The sequence below is a fragment of the Pseudomonas sp. PA-1-6B genome (genome assembly GCF_021609545.1).
Taxonomy (GTDB): domain Bacteria; phylum Pseudomonadota; class Gammaproteobacteria; order Pseudomonadales; family Pseudomonadaceae; genus Aquipseudomonas; species Aquipseudomonas fluorescens_BV.
This window is the reverse complement of the sequence record NZ_WJZM01000010.1, coordinates 35,793-56,616: the sequence shown is the minus strand read 5'-3', so window position 1 is coordinate 56,616 and position 20,824 is coordinate 35,793. Positions and strand designations below refer to the sequence as shown.

The 20,824-nt window shown below is 60.7% G+C and carries 14 protein-coding genes; 5 read left to right on the top strand and 9 right to left on the bottom strand.

The window, feature by feature from the left end; all coding sequences use genetic code 11:
* Positions 1–57: 57 nt before the first annotated feature.
* On the top strand, positions 58–1,518 hold the full coding sequence (gene mltF / locus GIV35_RS07660) for a membrane-bound lytic murein transglycosylase MltF (RefSeq protein WP_202692389.1): 1,461 nt from the start codon (positions 58–60) through the stop codon (positions 1,516–1,518).
* Between the two features lie 136 nt (positions 1,519–1,654).
* On the opposite strand, the gene GIV35_RS07655 is transcribed toward mltF, so the two are convergent.
* The 5 genes from GIV35_RS07655 to treP form a co-directional block, all read right to left on the bottom strand.
* Positions 1,655–1,933, bottom strand: a complete 279-nt coding sequence (locus GIV35_RS07655; RefSeq protein WP_105228338.1) for a PTS transporter subunit EIIB — start codon at positions 1,931–1,933, stop codon at positions 1,655–1,657.
* Positions 1,934–1,935: 2 nt separating this feature from the next.
* Positions 1,936–4,470, bottom strand: coding sequence for a phosphoenolpyruvate--protein phosphotransferase (gene ptsP, locus GIV35_RS07650; RefSeq protein ID WP_236264836.1), 2,535 nt, complete (start codon positions 4,468–4,470; stop codon positions 1,936–1,938).
* Positions 4,471–4,669: 199 nt separating this feature from the next.
* Entirely contained in the window at positions 4,670–5,890 is a 1,221-nt protein-coding gene (locus GIV35_RS07645; protein WP_236264835.1) for a maltoporin, read from the bottom strand.
* A gap of 68 nt (positions 5,891–5,958) precedes the next feature.
* On the bottom strand, positions 5,959–7,605 hold the full coding sequence (treC, locus tag GIV35_RS07640; RefSeq protein WP_236264834.1) for an alpha,alpha-phosphotrehalase: 1,647 nt from the start codon (positions 7,603–7,605) through the stop codon (positions 5,959–5,961).
* Positions 7,606–7,727: 122 nt separating this feature from the next.
* On the bottom strand, positions 7,728–9,170 hold the full coding sequence (gene treP, locus GIV35_RS07635; protein WP_236264833.1) for a PTS system trehalose-specific EIIBC component: 1,443 nt from the start codon (positions 9,168–9,170) through the stop codon (positions 7,728–7,730).
* Between the two features lie 254 nt (positions 9,171–9,424).
* On the opposite strand from treP, the gene treR reads away from it, so the two are divergent.
* Positions 9,425–10,129 (top strand): trehalose operon repressor, encoded by a 705-nt coding sequence (gene treR / locus GIV35_RS07630; RefSeq protein ID WP_054918297.1) that lies wholly within the window; start codon positions 9,425–9,427, stop codon positions 10,127–10,129.
* An 81-nt stretch (positions 10,130–10,210) separates the two neighbouring features.
* Entirely contained in the window at positions 10,211–13,657 is a 3,447-nt protein-coding gene (locus GIV35_RS07625) for a membrane-targeted effector domain-containing toxin (protein WP_236264832.1), read from the top strand.
* A gap of 82 nt (positions 13,658–13,739) precedes the next feature.
* Here GIV35_RS07625 and guaA read toward each other — a convergent pair whose 3' ends face one another.
* From guaA to GIV35_RS07605, 4 genes are all read right to left on the bottom strand, one after another.
* On the bottom strand, positions 13,740–15,317 hold the full coding sequence (gene guaA, locus GIV35_RS07620; protein ID WP_014719806.1) for a glutamine-hydrolyzing GMP synthase: 1,578 nt from the start codon (positions 15,315–15,317) through the stop codon (positions 13,740–13,742).
* Positions 15,318–15,398: 81 nt separating this feature from the next.
* Complete coding sequence (gene guaB / locus GIV35_RS07615; protein ID WP_034128014.1) at positions 15,399–16,868, bottom strand: IMP dehydrogenase; 1,470 nt, start codon at positions 16,866–16,868, stop codon at positions 15,399–15,401.
* A 118-nt stretch (positions 16,869–16,986) separates the two neighbouring features.
* A complete protein-coding gene (locus GIV35_RS07610; RefSeq protein WP_057703905.1) occupies positions 16,987–17,535 on the bottom strand; it encodes a hypothetical protein in 549 nt (182 codons plus the stop codon).
* 137 nt (positions 17,536–17,672) lie between these two features.
* Positions 17,673–18,440 carry a sulfite exporter TauE/SafE family protein gene (locus GIV35_RS07605; protein WP_223023355.1) on the bottom strand — a complete coding sequence of 256 codons (768 nt, stop codon included), beginning with the start codon at positions 18,438–18,440 and terminating at the stop codon, positions 17,673–17,675.
* Between the two features lie 100 nt (positions 18,441–18,540).
* Here GIV35_RS07605 and GIV35_RS07600 point away from each other — a divergent pair, with 100 nt between their 5' ends.
* Together GIV35_RS07600 and xseA are read left to right on the top strand one after the other, a co-directional pair.
* Positions 18,541–19,431: a LysR family transcriptional regulator gene (locus tag GIV35_RS07600; RefSeq protein ID WP_105228352.1), complete on the top strand. Its 891-nt coding sequence runs from the start codon at positions 18,541–18,543 to the stop codon at positions 19,429–19,431.
* A gap of 10 nt (positions 19,432–19,441) precedes the next feature.
* Positions 19,442–20,821 (top strand): exodeoxyribonuclease VII large subunit, encoded by a 1,380-nt coding sequence (gene xseA, locus GIV35_RS07595; RefSeq protein WP_054897806.1) that lies wholly within the window; start codon positions 19,442–19,444, stop codon positions 20,819–20,821.
* Positions 20,822–20,824 lie beyond the last annotated feature (3 nt).

The window sequence follows — 20,824 nt, the reverse complement described above, 5'->3', positions numbered from 1 at the left end:
GACAAGTGCGCCGCTGTCGAGATATGGCGCCGTGAGCCGTTTGCGTATACTGCGCAGATGTTCTTCCCAACTGTTTCGCGCCTGCGATGCGTCAAATGGCTCATCGCCACCTTGCTCTTCCTGATGCTCAGTGCCTGTGTTGATAAACCCAGCACACTGGAGCGAATCAAGGAGGATGGCGTATTGCGGGTGGTCACTCGCAACAGTCCCGCTACGTATTTCCAGGATCGCAACGGTGAAACCGGCTTCGAATACGAACTGGTCAAGCGCTTTGCCGATGACTTGGGAGTGAAGCTGGAAATCGAGACGGCCGACAACCTCGACGACCTGTTCAGCCGGCTGGGCAAACCCAATGGCCCGGTACTCGCCGCCGCCGGCCTGGTGAGCAGCGACCAGCGCCAGCAGCAGGTGCGCTTCTCCCACCCGTACCTTGAAGTCACCCCGCAGATCATCTACCGCAACGGCCAATCGCGCCCCACCAACGCCGCCGACCTGGTGGGCAAGAAGATCATGGTGCTCAAGGGCAGCACCCACGCCGAGCAACTGGCGGCGCTGAAAAAACAGAACCCGGCGATTGAGTACGAAGAATCCGACGCGGTGGAAGTGGTGGATTTGCTGCGCATGGTCGACGAAGGGCAAATCGACCTGACCCTGGTGGACTCCAACGAAGTCGCCATGAACCAGGTGTACTTCCCCAACGTGCGCGTGGCCTTCGACCTCGGCAATGCCAGCAATCAAAGCTGGGCCGTGGCGGCAGGCGACGACAACAGCCTGCTCAACGAAATCAACAGCTATCTGGACAAGGTCGAGAAGAACGGCACCTTGCAGCGTCTGAAGGACCGCTACTACGGGCACGTCGATGTCCTCGGCTATGTCGGCGCCTACACCTTTGCCCAGCACTTGCAACAACGCCTGCCCAAGTACGAGAAGCACTTTCGCGCCTATGCCAAGGCCGAGAAAGTCGATTGGCGGTTACTGGCAGCCATTGGCTATCAGGAATCGCTGTGGCAACCCACGGTCACGTCCAAGACCGGCGTGCGCGGCCTGATGATGTTGACTCAGAACACCGCGCAAGCCATGGGCGTGTCCAACCGCCTGGACCCCAAGCAGAGCATCATGGGCGGCGCCAAGTACCTGGCCCGGATCAAGGATGAGCTGGACGACAAGATCGCCGAGCCCGACCGCACCTGGTTCGCCCTCGCCGCCTACAACGTGGGCACCGGCCATCTGGACGACGCGCGCATCCTGGCGAAGAAAGAAGGCCTGAACCCGAACAAGTGGCTGGACGTGAAGAAGATGCTGCCACGCCTGTCGCAGAAGCAGTGGTACAGCAAGACCCGATACGGCTACGCCCGCGGCGGCGAGCCGGTGCATTTTGTGGCGAACATCCGGCGTTACTACGACATCCTCACCTGGGTGACCCAGCCGCAGTTAGAGGGTAACCAGGTGGTGGAAGGCAACCTGCATGTGCCGGGCGTGGACAAGACCAAGCCTGCGCAAGACACCCCTCAACTCTGATCACGACAGCCCGCACACTGCAAATCCCTGTGGGAGCCGGGCTTGCCCGCGATGGCGGCCTGACAGTCAAGGTATTCGGCGCCTGACACACCGCTATCGCGGGCAAGCCCGGCTCCCACATGGGATCATCGTCGCCTTATAGGCCGGTGAGCAGATGGACCACGCCGCCCGGCAGTACCATCACTGCGGGGACACCGGCAGCCTTCAACGCCGACTCATCCAACCCACCCACCTCCTTCAATTGCACGCGCACCCGCGTGAGTGCCACGCGCTGCTGTGACGTGACGTTCCCCTCCCCGCCCAATGCACTCACCACATCGGCCGACAACAGGCTCGGCGTCGTCGGCGTGACCGTCTCGGCCACCAAATCAGGCGTCAGGGCTTTCCAGAACGCCCGCTGCAATTTCTCGAACATGCTCAGTGCTCCACGACAGGTGAGGTTTCAACGGTGGCCGCGTGGTACAGGCGCAGGGCCTCGCGCACTTGGTCGGCTTCTTCAAGGCCCAATACCTGGCGGGCGATGAGCTGGCAGTCGTGCAGGTCCAGCTCGCGCACGGTGGCCTTGATGGTGGGGATCAGCGGCACGCTGACCGACAGCTCATCCACACCCAGGCCGATCAACGCCGGCACCGCCTGGGTTTCGGACGCCAGCGCACCACATACGCCCACCCACTTGCCATGGGCATGGGCCGCCTTGACGGTGATGTCGATCAGGCGCAGGACGGCCGGGTGAAAACTGTCGGCCTGGCTGGCCAGGCGCGGATGGTCGCGGTCCATGGCCAGGGTGTATTGGGTCAGGTCGTTGGTGCCGATGGAGAAGAAATCCACATGGGGCGCAAACACATCCGCCATCAGCGCTGCGCTGGGGACTTCGATCATGATGCCCAGCTTCGGTAACTCGGTCAGCCCGAGGGCCAGCGCCTCTTCTTCGAGCATCTTGCGCGCCAGGTGCAGCTCCGACAGCAGGCTGACCATCGGCAACATGATATGCAGCCGCGCCAAGCCTGCACTGGCAAGAATCGCGCGCATCTGTTCACGCAGCAGTTCGGGGCGTTCCAGGCACAGGCGGATACCGCGCAGGCCAAGGAATGGGTTGGTCTCGTTTTCCATCGGCACATAGGCCAAGGGTTTATCGCCGCCCACATCCAGGGTACGTACCACCAGATTACGCTCGGTGCCGAGGGCGCGGGCGATGGCGCTGTAGGTGTCGGCCTGCTCCTCTGCGCTCGGGGCGCGGTTGCGGTCCAGGTAGAGGAACTCCGAACGCAGCAGGCCCACGCCTTCCCCGCCCAGGGTCAGGGATTGCTCCACTTCCTGCAACGAGGCGACGTTGGCGGTGACTTCGACGTGATGCCCGTCGCGGGTGACCGCCGCCCGTGAGGCCTGCGCCACTTCACGTTGCAGCCGCTGTTTTTGCTGTTGGCGAACTGCCTGCAATTGTTCGATTTCAGCCAGGTCCGGTTCCAGGTGCAGCTCGCCTTTGTCAGCATTGAGCAGCACCCGCTTGCCGTTGGCCAGGGCCAATACCTGGCTCGGCACCCCGCAAATCGACGGCAGGCCGAGCGCCCGTGCGAGGATTGCCACATGGCTGGTCGCGCCACCGGCGACCGTGACGAAACCTAAAACTTTACTGGCATCCAGGCCGGCGGTTTGTGAGGGCGTCAGCTGTTCGGCGACCAGGATGGCGCACTCCGGCAGCTCCATTGATCGCTCAGGCACGCCCAGAATCAACTTGAGTACGCGCTGGCCAACATCGGCCAAGTCCGCCGCACGCTCAGCGAGCAGCGTTTTACCCAAGCCTTCGAAGAGCCTGGCGGTCGCCACCGTGGCCGTATTCCAGGCAAAGGCCGCGCTCTTGCCTTCGGCCAGCAGGCTATGGGCTTGTTCAAGCAGGGTCGGGTCTTCGAGCAGTTCCTGGTGGGCGCGGAAGATCTCGGCCTGGGCACTGCCGGCCGCCTTGGCCTGCAACGCTTGCAGCGCCTCGTTTGCCGCCCGCAGGCCACGGGCCAATGCGGTACGTTCGAAGGTTTCTCCGGCACCGGCTTCGGGAATCTCAAGCGCCGGTTCAGCCACTTGGACAACCTGGCCGAACGCCGAGCCCGGCGACGCGCAGACGCCTCGCAACACGGACGCAGAAGACGCAGGCGTGGCGGGCTCGTTGATCGCCTCGACCGCTACCGGCAGCGTCTCGCCACAGCCGTCGAGCAGCAACGCCACCAGCGCCTGGATTGCCGCCTCGGCATCTTCCCCCGCCGCGCTCACTTGCACGCTGTCGCCCTGGGAGGTCTGCAGCGCCATGATCGCCACAAGCGACTTGGCATTGGCGCTCAGGGTTTGCTTGTGCAGGAAAATGCTGGAACTGAACCCCTTCGCCGCCTGGGCAAACACCGCCGCAGGGCGGGCGTGCAGGCCGCTGGCATTGGGCAGTGTCACTGGCTTGGAAAACAGCGCATTGCCCTCTTCCACGTCCACCTCAGCGGGCATCGGCCCCGGTGAGACCTGCACCAGTGGCTGGCCGGACTCGACCAGCGCCTGACCGGCCACCAATGGCACAAACGGCTCGCCGCTCACAATGAGCATCAAGGTCAGCAGGCTGCGTGCATGGAGCGCCACATAGTCGGCATCGAACTCTATCAGCGGCTGCCCGGCCTCCACCCGCTGGCCTTCCTCGACCAGGCGGGTGAAGCCCTGGCCTGCAAGGTTCACGGTGTCCAGGCCAATATGCAGCAGCACCTGCACTCCGTTATCGGCGGTGACACTGACCGCGTGGCCGCTGTCCTGAATGTTGCTGATCACCCCGGCCAACGGCGCGCAGAGGGTCTGCGAGGTGGGGTCGATGCACAGGCCATCGCCAATCACGCGGCCGGAAAATACCGGGTCGGGGACCTGATCCAGCGCCAGCAAAACCCCGGACAAGGGTGCCAGCAGTTCCAGGGGTTGAGATGTGGTCATGACTTCACCTGTTTGTGTTGTTCTTTAAAAATCATTGAGCCGATGCAAGGTTGAGATCAAAGGTGGGAGCGGGCTTGCTGTGGCGAGCAAGCTTGCTTGCGCTGGGGTGCGAAGCGCCCCCAAAAGCCTGCGACTGCTGCGCAGTCGAGCGGGAGCAAGCTCCCTCGCCACAGCAAGCCCGCTCCCACACGAGCCCGGCTTACTTCCACCAATATTCGACCTGCACACCGACGTTCGACCCATGCCGCGCGGTGCCATAGGCGCCGGTATCGGATAACGCCGAGCCCGCCGCCAGCTCATTGGCCGCACGCTTGGCCGCTTTGTTCCAGGACGCATAGGTGTAATACAACCGCACTTCGGGCCGCGCCCAGAACTCAGGGCCTTTGGGCGACCAGGTCGGGGCGAAGGTAAATTTGCTCAATTTGCGCGTACCGCCGGTGGCCTCGACCTGATCGTGCCCCAGCTCAGTGACCAGTTTGAATTGCTCGCTGAGCGCATACGCAGGACGCACACCGAGCGACATCCAGTTCTGGTCCTGGCGCCCTGGACGCACATCTTTCTGGTACACCGCCTCGACTTGCCCGCCGAAACGCGGGGTCACCTGCCAGTCGAAGAACTCCACGGCACGATAGCTTTTGCTGCTTTTGTCCAACGCGGTATTGCCGGTATAACCCAGGCCGGTGCCTGGGCCTTCGCCGTACTGGAGGGCAAACTTGTTCTTGCCCCCCAGGAATGCCGCTTGCACATGCTGCGCGGTCAGCGCCCATCCGCTATTGGTATCACGCCCACCGGCCCTGGCGATGTAGCTCAAGCCAAGCTCCAGCTCGCCGCCCGGGTTGGTATTGAAACCTGCGACGTTGAAGTCGTGACGGGTGGCGTATTCCTTCTGGTACAAGTTGTCCTTGCGTGACAGGGCGTAGCTGTATTTCAAGCCGCCGATCAGCACATCCTCGATTCCCCCGCCGGTGGCGCTCTGGTTCCAGTAGTAGAAATCCGAGATATGGATGTCGTTACGCTTGTAGTAACGCCGCCCGGCCCACAGCGAACCGCCATTGAGACTGGGCAGGTTGGACCATTGCGCATACATCTGCGGCATGCGCGCCGAACCGTTGTTTTCTCCCTGGAATTTCAGGGCACGGTCGTACTTGTTGTAGAGGGAAGCCATGGCATCGACGCTGAACACCGAACCGTCATCGAGGGTCAGCAGGTCCTGGCGCAATTCCAGTTCAGCGTACTGCTCGCATTCGTTGCCCAAGCGGTACTTGGTTTGCGCCCCCGGCAGTTGGAAGCATTGCTGCTTGCCACTGCCGGTCGATGTGCCTGCGCCGCTGCGCAAGTAACCGGCGAATTCCAGAGCCTGGGCGCCAAACGGCGCAGCGAGGCACGAGGCGACAAGGCCCAGCTTTATTGTTGTTTTCATGAAGTGCTCCTTTTATTTTTATTGTTTTTTCTTACTGTCTTGCGTGACGCGATTGCCGGTAGGGCGGCTCAGCCCTTGAGGTACAGCACAAACGATTCGTAAGGACGCAACACCACCGTGCTCGTACGCACCGGGCAGTCGGTGTAGTTGCTGATCAGCAAACGTTGTTCGCACGCCGCGTTGATCACCTGATCCGGCAATTGGATTTCGCACGGCGTGCCGTAGAAGTTGTTGAGCACCAGCAGGCGCTCGCCCTGGCCTTCACGCAGGTAGGCCCAAACCTTGGGATGGTCTTGCAGCAGCGGGCGATAAACGCCTTGCTGGATCAGCGGCTCGCGGCGCCGCAGGGCGATCAATGCTCGGTAGTGATGCAGCACCGAGTCCGGGTCATCCAGCTGGCTTTCGACGTTGATGTGCGCGGCGTTGGCCGGGATGCCGATCCACGGCTCGCCACGGCTGAACCCGGCATTGGCCTGGCTGTTCCACTGCATCGGCGTACGCCCGTTGTCGCGAGACTTCTGCATGATCGCCGCCATGCTCGATGCTTCGGACTCTCCTGCATCGCGCTTGAGTCGGAAGATATTCAGGGTTTCCACATCGCGGTATTGTTCGATGCTGTCAAAGCCCGGATTGGTCATGCCCAACTCTTCGCCCTGGTACACATAGGGTGTGCCCTGGAGAAAGTGCAGCGCAGTGGCAAGCATCTTGGCCGAGACCACGCGATATTCGCCGTCATCACCAAATCGCGAAACCACCCGCGGCTGGTCGTGGTTACACCAGAACAGCGCGTTCCAACCGCCACCGGCCTGCATGCCTGTCTGCCAATCGGAGAGGATCTGCTTGAGTTGCAGGAAATCGAAATCGGCCTTTACCCACTTTTGCAGGTTGGGGTAATCGACTTTCAGGTGGTGGAAGTTGAAGGTCATCGACAGCTCTTTCGAGGCCGGATTCGAGTAGCGAATGCAGTGTTCCAGGCGGGTGGACGACATCTCGCCTACGTTGATCAGGTCATGGCCTTCGAAGACTTCGTGGTGCATTTGCTGCAGGTACTCGTGCACATGCGGGCCGTCGGTATAGAAGCGGCGGCCGTCGCTGGTGTCTTCAGGGAAATCTGCGGGCTTGGAGATCAGGTTGATCACATCCAGGCGAAAACCACCCACGCCTTTGTCTCGCCAGAAACGCATCATCTTGAACACTTCGGCGCGCACCCTGGGGTTGTCCCAATTGAGGTCGGCCTGGGTATGGTCAAACAGGTGCAGGTAGTACTGGCCAGTCTGCGCTTCGTATTCCCAGGCCGAGCCGCCGAACTTGGACTCCCAGTTGTTCGGCTGGTCGCGCCAGATGTAGAAGTCGCGGTAAGGGTTGTCGAGGCTGCTGCGTGCCTGCTGGAACCACTCGTGCTCGACGGAGGTGTGGTTGACCACGATATCGAGCATCAACCGGATCCCGCGCTTGGCCGCTTCGCTGATCAGCAAGTCGCAGTCGGCCATGGTCCCGTAGCTGGGGTCGATGGCGTAGTAGTCGCTGATGTCGTAGCCGTTGTCGCGCTGGGGCGAACGCAGGAAGGGGGTGACCCACAGGCAATCGATGCCCAGCCAGTGCAAGTAATCGAGCTTGTCGACGATGCCCAGCAGGTCACCGGTGGCGTTACCCGCGTGGCTGTGGAAGCTTTTGGGGTAGATCTGGTAGATCACCGAGTGTTGCCAGGTTTGCATGGTGGGTTCCTTCAGTAGAGTTGAGTGTCGGCCCTTCTGGCCTCATCGCAGGCTAGCCAGCTCCCACACTTGAATGTGTTCACACATCACTGTGGGAGCTGGCTTGCCTGCGATAGCGATCTTCAGGCGACCCGGTAACCAGGCCGAATGATCTTCATGCTCAACATGCACGTCAGCGCAAACGGCACGACCATCGCCACCACCATGCCGATCACAAACATTGGAATCGCACTCGGCACGATCGAGATAAACCCGGGCAGCCCACCGACGCCAATGGCCGAGGCCGTGACCTTGTTCAGCGACAGGAAAATACTGCCCAGCGCCGAGCCCAGCAGCGCGGCGTAGAACGGAAACTTGAAGCGCAGGTTGACCCCGAACATCGCCGGCTCTGTGATGCCGAAATAAGCCGAAATCGCCGAGGTGGACGCCATGCTTTTGTCCCGCGCATTGCGGGTCATGTAGAACACCCCGAGCGCGGCGCTGCCCTGAGCCAGGTTGGACATGACGATCATCGGCCAGATAAAGGTGCCGCCCTGGGAGGAAATAAGCTGCAGGTCGACGGCGAGGAACATGTGGTGCATACCGGTAATCACCAGCGGCGCATAGAGCAGGCCGAAAATCGCGCCGCCGACCATAGGTGCGATTTCAAACAGGGTGACCAGGCCTTCGGTAATCAGAATGCCGAGGTGACGCGTCACCGGGCCGATGATTGCCAGGGCCAGCACACCGGTGACAACGATGGTAGTGATCGGCACCACCAGCAGTTGAATGGCATTCGGTACCCGCGCCCTTAGCCACTTCTCGATCACGCTCATGACAAAGGCGGCCATCAGGATCGGCAGGATCTGCCCCTGGTAACCCACCTTCTCGATCTGGAACCAGCCGAAGATATCGAAGTACGGCAGGCTCTGGCCATCGAGGCCGGCGACCGCCTTGCCATAGTTCCAGGCGTTGAGCAGGTCGGGGTGCACCAGCATCAAACCGAGCACGATGCCGAGGATTTCACTGCCGCCAAAACGCTTGGCCGCCGACCAGCCCACCAGCGCCGGCAGGAACACGAACGAGGTGTTGGCCATCAGATTGATCAGGCTCCACAGGCCATCCAGGTTCGGGTAGGCCTCCAGCAGTGTCTGGCCTTCGATGAACATGCCCTTGGCGCCCATCAGGTTGTTCACGCCCATCAACAGGCCGGCGATGATCAGCGCGGGCAGGATCGGCATGAACACATCGGAGAACACCCGCACCAGGCGCTGCATGGGGTTGGCCTTGTCGCCGCCGGCTTTCTTGACGTCGGCAATGGTCGAAGCGGCAAGGCCGGTCAGTTCGCGCAGGGCGGCGTAGACCTTTTCCACTTCGCCGGGGCCGATCACCACCTGGAACAGGCCGCCGGTAAAGAACGAGCCCTTGACCAGGTCGACCTGGTTCAGGGCACTGTTGTTGACCAGGCTGGGGTCCTTGAGCGCCAGGCGCAGGCGGGTCACGCAATGGGCAGCCTGCTCAAGGTTTTCGCGGCCCCCGAGGTTGTCGAGGATCTCGCGGGCAATCGTTGAATAGTCGTGGCTCATGCTCGTTTTCCACTGTGATTGTTTTTATGGGTGGCAGTCGTTGGCAGCACGCCGAGGAGGGAAAAGTACTCGTCTGTACGAGTTAAATCAACAACTCGTCTGTACGAGTTACACTTTTGTTTATCCATACGATCTTTCCGTCAGGTTTTTCACCTGCGTGCACAGGTGTCCAATGGACAAACCCAACCTCTGCCACTAAGGTTCCTGCCTTGAACGCGCAGTCCACCTTCATAACGCCGGGCAAGAGCCATCCCATGAGCAAATACAACCAGATCTATACGGATCTGCTTGCCAGCATCACCACCGAGCGCCTGCAACGCGGTACGCGCCTTCCCTCCGAAACCGAACTGATGGACGCCTACCAGGCCAGCCGTGGCACCGTACGGCGCGCCATCGAGCAGTTGCAGGAACGTGGCTTTGCGCAAAAGATCCACGGCAAGGGCACCTTTGTGTTGTCGCCCAACCCGATCGAGTTCCAACTGGGCGGCATCGTCAGCTTCCACGAAACCCACGCTGACCTGGGCGATGACGTACGTACCGACGTGGTCGAGTTCACCCAGATCCCGTTGGAAGGCTCACTGCTGCAGCACATCGAGGCCGAACCCGGCACATTGATCACGCGCATCAAACGGGTGCGCCGCATCGGCGGCAAACGCGTGATTCTGGACATCAACCACTTCATCAGCGACCTGATTCCCGGCCTGGACCGCGACATCGCCGAGCAGTCGATCTACGCGTTTATCGAGCAAACGCTGCAGCTGCAGATCAGCTACGCGCAACGCACCATCGAAGCCCTGCCGCGCAGCAAGGACGACCAGGCGCATCTGGATCTGGAGGGGCAAAGCCATGTGATTGTGGTGAGTAACCAGACGTTTTTGCAGGATGGAAGGCAGTTCGAGTACACCGAGTCGCGGCATACGTTGGATAAGTTTTATTTTTCGGATATTGCGAGACGCTGAAGCCTTACCCAACAACTATGTAGCGCCCGCAAGCGTCGCACCTAAGGGACCCTCGCCTTCTTTTTGAAGGATGAGCCCTCCATGAGTACCGGTACCCCCCTGCCCAATGCAGCCGACAAGGCCGCGCTGATAACGTTGGCCACCCAAATAATCCCGGCATGCCCCAGCCTGAATGACAGCGCCCATCAAACCGCCTGCGACATCCTGCAAAAGCACGGTGTAAAAGGCCTGGACCCGGATGACGTCTACTACCATCGGTTCAAGAGCGCCCAGAGCAGCACCAAGACCTTCACCGGTTGGGAACACCTACTGGAAAAACCCTACGAATCGACAACCCTGACGCAGTTGGTGATTCATCGCTTTCGTGCCACCGATTTCGACAACGCCGACTTGCTCGACCTGTATGGGGGTTTTTACACCACGGGTCCGGTGTATGGCGACTTTAATGAAACCAACGAAGTGCGTCTGCATGGCAACGAAGTGCTGAAGGACTTCTGGAACATTCGATTCGACAGCCTCTACAACGGTCAACTGGACGACTTCTGGCACAGCCATGCCGACGACTTCCGAACCCTGGCCAAATGCAATTTTCTCAGCAAAGCGGTTCAGGCCGCCGACCTCAAACAGCTGACAAAAGAAGACCTAGAGACCTGCATCAGTACTGTCGCCTCCAACGTGACGTGGCCTATCACCCGCAAGATGCTGCAAACCGAAGTGTCTGCAGGCGAACCTCCCCAGGTATACGCCCTGGATGTAGACGGCCATGTGGCGTTCAACTTGCTACGCATCGTCGATCCGAAGGGCCGCCAGATTCTTTACACGCCCGGCGACACCCCTGCGTTCCAAGTCCTGGAAACCCCGGCGGACATGCACTGGTGGGTTCTGGGCAAAATGAACAACGAACAGAGCCGCGACGCCTTCCTCTGTCACTTCCCGCTGTCTGATCGCCTGGCCATGCAGGAGAACATCACTGACCTGATGAACCGTCTCGTCGGCACGTGGGGCAAGTCCGACCACCATCTGATCAACCGCAAAAACCAGGCGATCAATCTCGATGCTTTCTCCTGGTTGATGGAGCGTACGCGCTGGTCCATGTACGACGAGGCTCGGCAACTGCTGACCACCCAGAAGGACCTGCAAAAAAAACTGTGGATAGGCTACCTGAGCGCCGGCTTGAAAGTGTTCGGCCCAATGGCCGCGATCGGCTGGGAAGTGGCTTTGCCGGTCCTGGGCGCCAGCATCGCGCTCACCGGTATGAATATCGATCAGGCCGTCAATGGCCGTACCCGCGCAGAGCGCAAGGCTGGCGTGACGGCGGCGGTGATCAATGGTATCGCCATGCTGTTCAACGTGCTGGCCCTGGCCGGGCCGGGCCCCATCACGGAGGTGGGTGCGGAGGTCGATGCCGCAGAGGCCGCCGAAATGGCCGAGTACAAAAAGGAACTACAGCCTGAGCCCGTCGATGAGCCCGCAGTGACACCGACGGGTGGAGAAACGACGGTACCGCCCACTGCCGGGGAGCCACCGGCCGCCACCTCCCAGATACCGACATCCTGGAAACGCCTGCAAGGCCTGGAAGAGGCAACCCCAATGACCGAAGGAGGACGCTACCGCAATATCTACACCGTCAAAGCCAACCCTTCGACCGTCATCAAGTTCAAGGATGCCGTCTATTACGTACGCTACGAGGCCGATATCAATGGCGAAGGGAGCTGGGCAATTATCGATCCACAGAACCCTAACGCTTTTTACGGCACACGCCCGGTACAACTCAATGCCGCCGGTGAATGGGAGCTCGCTTTGCGTCCATCCGACGCCATCAGGGGAGGTGCTCCGGTCGACACGGTCGCTGCAGGCGAAACACGGCTGGGTACAAGCACGGTCGAAGAAACCATGCCGAGTTCCTATGGCTCGCCCAACGCCAGTAACCCCCCCTCCAGCCTCGGCACCGCTTATGACCTCAACGACCTGGACCCGTACCAGATTGAGCTGGCAATGGGCGGCAGGCCGGACCACTTCAAGCGTATCCCCAAGCCTGGAGGCGGCTTCACTGACTTCTACACCTCAGATTATTTTATCAATCCGGCGCGCACCAAAATCCTCACCGCAGCGCGTCAATTTTTCTCCCGGCCCTTTTTCATTCACAGCCTGCCTGAGCGCCCGGCCTTGCCCTCGCTCACGCCAGAAATGTCCTCCACCGAGCTGATTGAAGCCGTGTTCAAAACCGCCCCCGGTCTGGTCGTCGCTGAAAGCCCGAATCGCATCGCCAGCTTGTACGTTCTGATCAAAGACATGCCTGCCCTGGCGCGCCAAGGGATCAAGACGCTCTACCTGAACCGCCTGTTCAACGACCTGCATCAACTGGACCTCGATACGTTCGCCAACACCGGGGTGCTGTCTGACGACCTGAAAGTCTATCTTGAGCAAATGGATGCCTTGTTGCCGGTACGCTTTAACACCCAGGCACTGCTCACCGCCGCCAGGGCATACGGCATACGTGTGCAGGCCACGGGCTGCCTGGCCAATTACCGATCCTTCGCGGTGGCGATGGATGAACAAATGGCCAAGAACTTCCTGACCAGCGAAATCATTCGCCTGGACCAGCTCAAGAACGGCGTCGGCAAATGGGTAGCGTTGACCGGGGCGCAAAACACCAACACGTTCAGGGGCGTGGCCGGTATCAGTGAAATAAACGGTGGCACCAGCCTGCGCATCGTTGAGGAACTCAATGCCGCCAGCCCCAAGGTTGAAGTGCGTCTTGGCCCAAAGGTAGTGAATCGGCCCAAAGTAAACCCGAGCCTGAATGCTCTGGACACAGACCTCTCTCTGAAAATACCCATGACCGAACTGGAGATGCCACGCACCTATGTGTTCACTGAGCGGCAGGTCGAGGATGCGCTCAAGCTTCCTGGCGATTACCTGCTGGAACAGACCCAATCGACATTGACCCTGATCCACCGTAATCGGCTCAAGGCGCTGGTGCGCAGTACTATCCAGGGCACCATCAGCCAGGGTTACTTTATTGATGCGGCCCAGTTCCCTCGGCTTAACGGTAACGTTTACAACTCCTTGCCGGAACTGCTCCAGGCCCTCAACAACCAGGGTATGCGGTTCAGGGGGTTGCCACTGATCAAGACGCCGGTTCCGACGGCCGAGGTAAACATTAATAACGTGCCCGCTTACGACGACATCCCGCCACCCGCAGGCTTTGTTCCCGCAGTGAATTTACCCGTGATGCCGGCAGCGACCAGCGCCCCGCAGGTTCCTCCTGCGTGGGAAGCCAATGAGATCCTGGAGGGCGAAGCACCGGTCAGCGAACCTGGGAAATACCAAGGGATCTATCGACTCACGTCCGACCCTGGCGAGGCGATTCTGTACGATGGCAAACCCTATTACGTACGCTATGAAACCTATCGAGGGGGGACCAGCGGCTGGGCCATCATCAACCCCCACGCCCCCAACGCCACTGCGGATTCGATTGCGGTTCGGCTGAACGCACAAGGGCAGTGGGAAACATTTGCTCGCTAGCCACGGATCCCCCCCTGAAACAACAAAGCCCCGGCATCTGCCGGGGCTTTGTTTATTTACGATTCGAGGCGCGGGCCAGGAATCACTCCCACTCAATCGTCGCCGGCGGCTTGCTCGACACGTCATACGTCACGCGCGAGATACCTTCGATCTCATTGATGATACGGCCGCTGACCGTCTCCAGCAGTTCGTAAGGCAGGTGTGCCCAACGCGCTGTCATGAAGTCGATCGTCTCTACGGCACGCAGTGCAACAACCCACGCGTAACGGCGGCCATCGCCTACAACGCCAACCGATTTCACCGGCTGGAACACTACGAACGCCTGGCTGACCTTGTGGTACCAGTCGGCCTTGCGCAGTTCTTCGATGAAGATGTGGTCGGCGCGACGCAGCAGGTCGGCGTATTCCTTCTTCACTTCACCCAGGATACGCACGCCCAGGCCCGGGCCCGGGAATGGGTGGCGGTAGACCATGTCGTACGGCAGGCCCAGTTCCAGGCCCAGACGGCGGACTTCGTCCTTGAACAGTTCGCGCAGCGGTTCTACCAGCTTGAGGTTCATTTCCTCAGGCAGGCCGCCCACGTTGTGGTGGGACTTGATCACGTGGGCCTTGCCGCTCTTGGCGCCGGCCGACTCGATCACGTCGGGGTAGATGGTGCCCTGGGCGAGGTATTTGATGTTGTCCAGTTTGTTGGACTCGGCATCGAACACGTCGATGAAGGTGCGACCAATGATCTTGCGCTTCTTCTCCGGGTCGGACTCGCCGGCCAGGTTGTTGAGGAACTGGTCCTCAGCGTTGGCGCGGATCACCTTGACGCCCATGTTCTCGGCGAACATGGCCATCACTTGCTCACCTTCGTGCAGGCGCAGCAGGCCGTTGTCGACGAATACGCAGGTCAGCTGGTCGCCGATGGCCTTGTGCAGCAAGGCAGCCACAACCGAGGAGTCAACGCCACCGGACAGGCCGAGCAGCACGTTGTCGGTGCCGACCTGGGCGCGCACTTGGGCGATGGCGTCTTCAGCGATTTTCGACGGGGTCCACAGGGCTTCACACTCGCAAATGTCGAGGATGAAACGCGACAGGATGCGCCCGCCTTGCTTGGTGTGGGTCACTTCCGGGTGAAACTGCACGCCGTAGTAGCGACGCTCGTCGCTGAACATGCCGGCAATCGGGCAGCTCGGGGTGCTGGCCAGGATGTGGAAGTCTTCCGGCATTTTGGTGACCTTGTCACCGTGGCTCATCCAGACGTCGAGGCCGAACAGGCCGTCAGCATCGATGTGGTCTTCGATGCCGTCCAGCAGGCGGCTCTTGCCAACCACGTCCACACGGGCATAACCGAATTCACGCAACTCGGAGCCTTCTACCTTGCCACCCAGTTGCTCGGCCATGGTCTGCATGCCGTAGCAGATGCCGAATACCGGCACGCCCAGGTCGAATACCGCTTGCGGGCAGCGCGGGCTGTTGGCTTCGTGCACGGACTCGGGGCCACCGGCGAGAATGACGCCTTTGGGTGCGAATTCGCGGATCGCTTCATCGTCCATGTCGAACGGATGCAGTTCGCAGTACACGCCGATTTCACGCACGCGGCGGGCGATCAGCTGAGTGTACTGGGAACCGAAGTCGAGGATCAGGATGCGGTGGGCGTGAATGTCGAGGGCCATGAAGTCAGTCTCGTCTAATGAATCAGAAACAACTCGGGGCTGAAAGAACAGCCCCGGTTACTTAACGTTTTGCTGGAAGCCTCAACCTACACGGTAGTTTGGCGCTTCCTTGGTGATCTGCACGTCGTGGACATGGGATTCAGCCATGCCGGCGCCGGTGATCCGTACGAACTCTGGCTTGGTGCGCATTTCTTCGATGTTGGCGCTGCCGGTGTAGCCCATCGAGGAACGCAGGCCGCCCATCAATTGATGGATGATCGCGCTCAGGGTGCCTTTGTACGGCACACGGCCTTCGATGCCTTCCGGTACGAGCTTCTCGGCGCCTGCCGAAGAGTCCTGGAAGTATCGGTCGGAAGAGCCTTGCGCCTGGGACATGGCACCCAGCGAACCCATGCCACGGTAAGCCTTGTACGAACGGCCCTGGAACAGTTCGATCTCGCCTGGCGCTTCTTCGGTACCGGCGAACATCGAGCCCATCATCACGCAGGAGGCACCGGCAACGATGGCCTTGGACAGGTCACCGGAGAAACGGATGCCACCGTCGGCGATCAAGGGTACGCCAGTGCCTTCAAGGGCAGCGGCGACATTGGCGATGGCGCTGATTTGCGGCACGCCCACACCGGCGACGATGCGCGTGGTGCAGATAGAACCTGGGCCGATACCGACCTTGACTGCGTCGGCGCCAGCTTCGGCCAGGGCCTTGGCGGCAGCGCCGGTGGCGATGTTGCCGCCGATCACCTGCACTTCAGGGAAGTTCTGCTTGACCCAACGCACGCGGTCGATCACGCCTTTGGAGTGGCCGTGGGCGGTGTCGACCACTACCACGTCAACACCGGCAGCGACCAGCGCCGAGACGCGATCACCGGTGTCTTTACCGGTACCGACCGCAGCGCCAACGCGCAGACGACCTTGGTCATCCTTGCTGGCCAGCGGGTAAGCCTTGGCTTTTTCGATGTCGTTGACGGTCATCATGCCCTTGAGGGCGAACTTGTCGTCGACGATCAGCACGCGCTCGATGCGGTGCTTGTGCAGCAGTTCACGCACATCGTTCTTGTCGGCGCCTTCCTTGACGGTGACGAGGCGCTCTTTAGGCGTCATCACTTCGCGGACGGTGACTTCAAGGCGGTTCTCGAAACGCACGTCACGGGAAGTGACGATGCCGACCAGGTCGCCATCGTGCAGCACCGGGACGCCGGAGATGTTGTGCATACGCGTGAGTTCGAACAGGTCACGCACGGTAGCGTCGGCTTCGATGGTGATCGGATCTTTCACCACTCCGGCTTCGTAACGCTTGACCTTGCGCACTTCGGCAGCTTGCTGCTCGATGGTCATGTTCTTGTGGATGATGCCGATGCCGCCTTCCTGAGCCATGGCAATGGCCAGACGGGCTTCGGTGACGGTGTCCATGGCAGCGGAAACCAGGGGAATATTCAGCTCGATGCCACGGGTTAGGCGGGTCTTGAGACTGACTTCGTTAGGAAGCACCTCGGAATAACCGGGCACTAGGAGAATGTCGTCGAATGTCAGAGCTTCTTGGCTGATACGCAGCATCGCGGGGGCTCCCGAGCGGGAAAATGGAAGCGCGCCATTATATACATGCACCCTGCCGGGCTCAATGTAAAACTCTGACAAACTTGGTAATACTGATAGATGGGTAATTTGATCAGGGTTATAGCTCGACTTTGACCCAACTGATCTTCTGGTCCAGCCAATCGGCAAACTCGTCGATAAAGCTTTGTTTGAAACCCGCCTCCGCCCAGTTGTTGAAAATGAATCCCAGGTTGGAAAACCCGCATTCCTGCAGGAACAGAAAGCCATTGATGTCGTCTTCATGCCCACATAGCGGGCAGGTGAAGTTATCGGTGTGGCCAGGCATCCAGTCTTCCAGGCTTTCAAACAGCGCCTCGCCGACTTCCTTGAGGCACTCCGGGCAGCCCGCTTCTTCGAGGAACCCCTTGGCCGGGGTATAGATGCAACGCTTGTAGATGATCTCCAGGCCATTGACCGGCTCGTTGAATGGCAGCGCCTCGGGGTGCAGCACCACGGCGCGGGCACCATCGGCCAGGGCGTAGCCCATGCGGTTGCCGGTACGCCCACAGGTGGTGAGCTCTTCCTTGATGATGTTCTTGCGCACCAGCCAGCGCACAATCGCCCGGGCGCGGGGTTCGTGGACCGGCAAGGTGGAGATTTTCGGGACAAGGATGCTTTGGGAGTTCATGGGAGTCCTGCGGTGTGGCTATTGGCGCCATCGCGGGCAAGCCCGGCTCCCACAGGTGATCGCATTCCAATGTGGGAGCCGGGCTTGCCCGCGATGACGCCCGGGAGGCTGGCAGCTTAATCCCTGAAAAAATCAGGTCAAGTACTCAAATACCGTCCGATCAACGCAATACCACTGGCCAATACCAGCCAGGTCACCAACCGCACGAACGCCTCACGGGACAGCCGCATCGTCAGCCTGCGCCCACACCACAACCCCAGAACCATCGCCGGAAACAGGCAAACCGCCAACATCAATAACGGCAAATCTGCATACACCCCGGCAATCAGGAACAGACTCAAACGCACCACCGTGCTGCAACTGATCAGCGCGCTTTGCGTAGCCCGCGCCGCGTCCTTGGGCAAACGGCTGTTCAGGTAAATCGCATATAAAAAGCCGCCACTGCCGAATAGCGCACCAAACAGCCCCCCAACAGTGCCCATGGGGGCCGACCAGCCCGCCGCCAGCTGAGTCGGTCGTGCTTTCACCGCCAGGCTGTAAATCGCGTAGGCGCTGATAAACAGCCCCATCAATAACAGCAACAGGTCCGAATGCAGGTTGAGCAAAAACACCACGCCCAGGGTGCAGCCGATGGCCATGCAGGGCAGCAACCGCAACAGTTCCGGCTTGTTCACATCGCGCCGCGTTTGCAGCAGGCCGCCAAACGCCGCGACAAAGTCCAGAAGCACCAGCAACGGGATGATCTTCGACAGCGGCATGAATAAAATCAGGATGGGCCCCGCCACCAGCGCCGTGCCGAACCCGGCAATGCCGAACACGATATAAGCCACCGTCACGCCCAGGCCGATCACCAGCCAATCAATACCACCGAACGACCACTGGCTCATCAGCTCAACCGGGCCCATGAATTATTCCTTCTATTGAGATGCCGTTCACTTTAGCCATCGGCAAGGGTTGCGACTAATATCTTCCAGGCTCACTACTCATCTCAAAAAGGCATGACTCTTGATCTCCACCCGGCAACTGCGTTATTTCGTCGAAATCGCCGACAGCGGTAGCTTCAGTGCTGCCGCCGAGCGCCTGTTCGTGGCGCAATCAGCCTTGAGCCGGCAGATCAAGGAACTTGAATCTCAACTGCAAACCCCACTGTTCGAACGCACTGCACGCCAGCCAAGGCTGACGGCCGCCGGCGAAGCCTTCTACCCACGGGCGCGCAACCTGCTGAGTGAGTTGCTCAAGGCCAGCGACCTGGCGACACAAGTGGGCCAGGGCCAGCTCGGCACCTTGCGCCTGAGCCATTCGAGCACCGTGCCGATGAGCGGCGCGTTACTGCAAGGCATCAGCACGTGGCTGGAGCGCTGTCCGGGTGTGTCGATGGATATCGTCAAACTCTCCTCCGAAGCCCAACTGGAGGAAATCGCCGAGGGGCGCCTGGACGTCGGCCTGCTGCGGTTGCCGGTGTTGCGCCAGCGCGAAGGCGTGCGCGTGGTGCCTTGGTGCACCGAGCCGTTGGCGCTGGCAGTGCCTACGGGTCATCCCTTGGCACGCGGCAACGCAGCGGTCGAGTTAATGCAACTCAAGGACGAGGCGTTTATTTCAATCCCCCACCCTCAGCGCGGCGGGCTGAGCTATCTGTCGGCTGAATTGTGCATGCGTGCAGGTTTTTTCCCCAAGGCGGCGCGGGTAATGTCGCGCAAGACCACGCAGTTGCAATTGATCCAGGCCGGTTTCGGGATTGCCCTGTTACCAAAATCCATGCAGGACATCGCCCCGCCCAACGTGCAATTTTTGCCCTTGGCCGACCCTGACTGCGACAGCACCGTAGCCCTGGCCTGTGCGCAAGCGCCAAACGCGCTGGTGGAGCAATTCTGTCAAACCCTGCACGAATGCCTATAAACTGCCGCCCATGATTAAAGATCCTTTTGCCCGCTTGGGCCTGGACCGCGAAGTCCTGACTGTCAGCCAGCTCAACGGCCGCGCGCGGGTGTTGCTGGAAGACGTGTTCACCAATATCTGGGTGGAAGGCGAGATCTCCAACCTCGCCCGCCCGGCCTCCGGCCATGTGTATTTCACGCTCAAGGACAGTGGCGCCCAGGTGCGTTGCGCGCTGTTTCGCAATAACGCGGCGCGGGTACGTCAGGCGTTGAAGGATGGCCTGGCGGTGAAGGTGCGCGGCAAGGTCTCGTTGTTCGAGGGCCGCGGCGATTACCAACTGATCCTCGATACCGTGGAGCCGGCCGGTGATGGTGCGCTACGCCTGGCCTTCGATGCACTGAAGGAAAAGCTGAGCGCCGAAGGCCTGTTCAGTGCCGAACGCAAAGTGGCGCTGCCGGCGCATCCTCGGCGCATCGGTATTATCAGCTCGCCCACCGGCGCGGTGATCCGCGACATCATCAGCGTGTTCCGCCGCCGCGCGCCGAACGTTGAACTGACCCTGATCCCTACCGCCGTGCAAGGCCGCGAAGCAATCCCGCAAATCGTGCGGGCGCTGAAACTCGCCGACGCCCGGGGTTTCGACGCGCTGATCCTGGCCCGTGGCGGTGGCTCCCTGGAAGACTTGTGGTGCTTCAACGAAGAGGCGGTGGCCCGCGCAATTGATGCCTGCGTTACCCCTATCGTCAGTGCCGTTGGTCATGAAACCGATGTGTCCATCAGCGACTTCGTGGCGGACGTCCGCGCCCCTACTCCCTCCGCCGCCGCCGAGTTGCTGGCTCCCGACGCCAGCCACCTGGTGCGTCAAGTGGAAAACCTGCAGCGCCGCCTGGTGATGCTGATGCGCAACCGCCTGAGCCACAGCCGCCTGCGCCTGGAAGGCATGGCCCGGCGCCTTCGTCACCCAGGCGAGCGCTTGCGCCAGCAGGCCCAGCGCCTGGATGACCTGGACATGCGCTTGCGCCGCGCCTTTGAGCGTAGCCTCAATACCCGTCGCGAGCGCTTGATCCGCCTGGAAACCCGCCTCGCCGGCCAGCACCCCGGCCGTCAACTGGCACTCTTGCGCCAGCGCCTGGACAGCCTCGCCGAACGCCTGCCCCGCGCCATGCGTGAAGGTCTCAAGGCTCGGCGTCTGCAACTGCAGAGCCAAGTGCAGACATTGCAGGTGGTCAGCCCTCTGGCGACCCTGGGCCGCGGCTACAGCATCCTGTTGGACGAGCGCGGCCAGGCGATTCGCAATGCCGCACAAACCCACACCGGCCAGCGCCTCACCGCGCGCCTGGGTGAAGGCCAATTGCAAGTGCGGGTGGAAGACAACCACCTGACACCCGTCACCCTTTCATTATTGGATTGATCG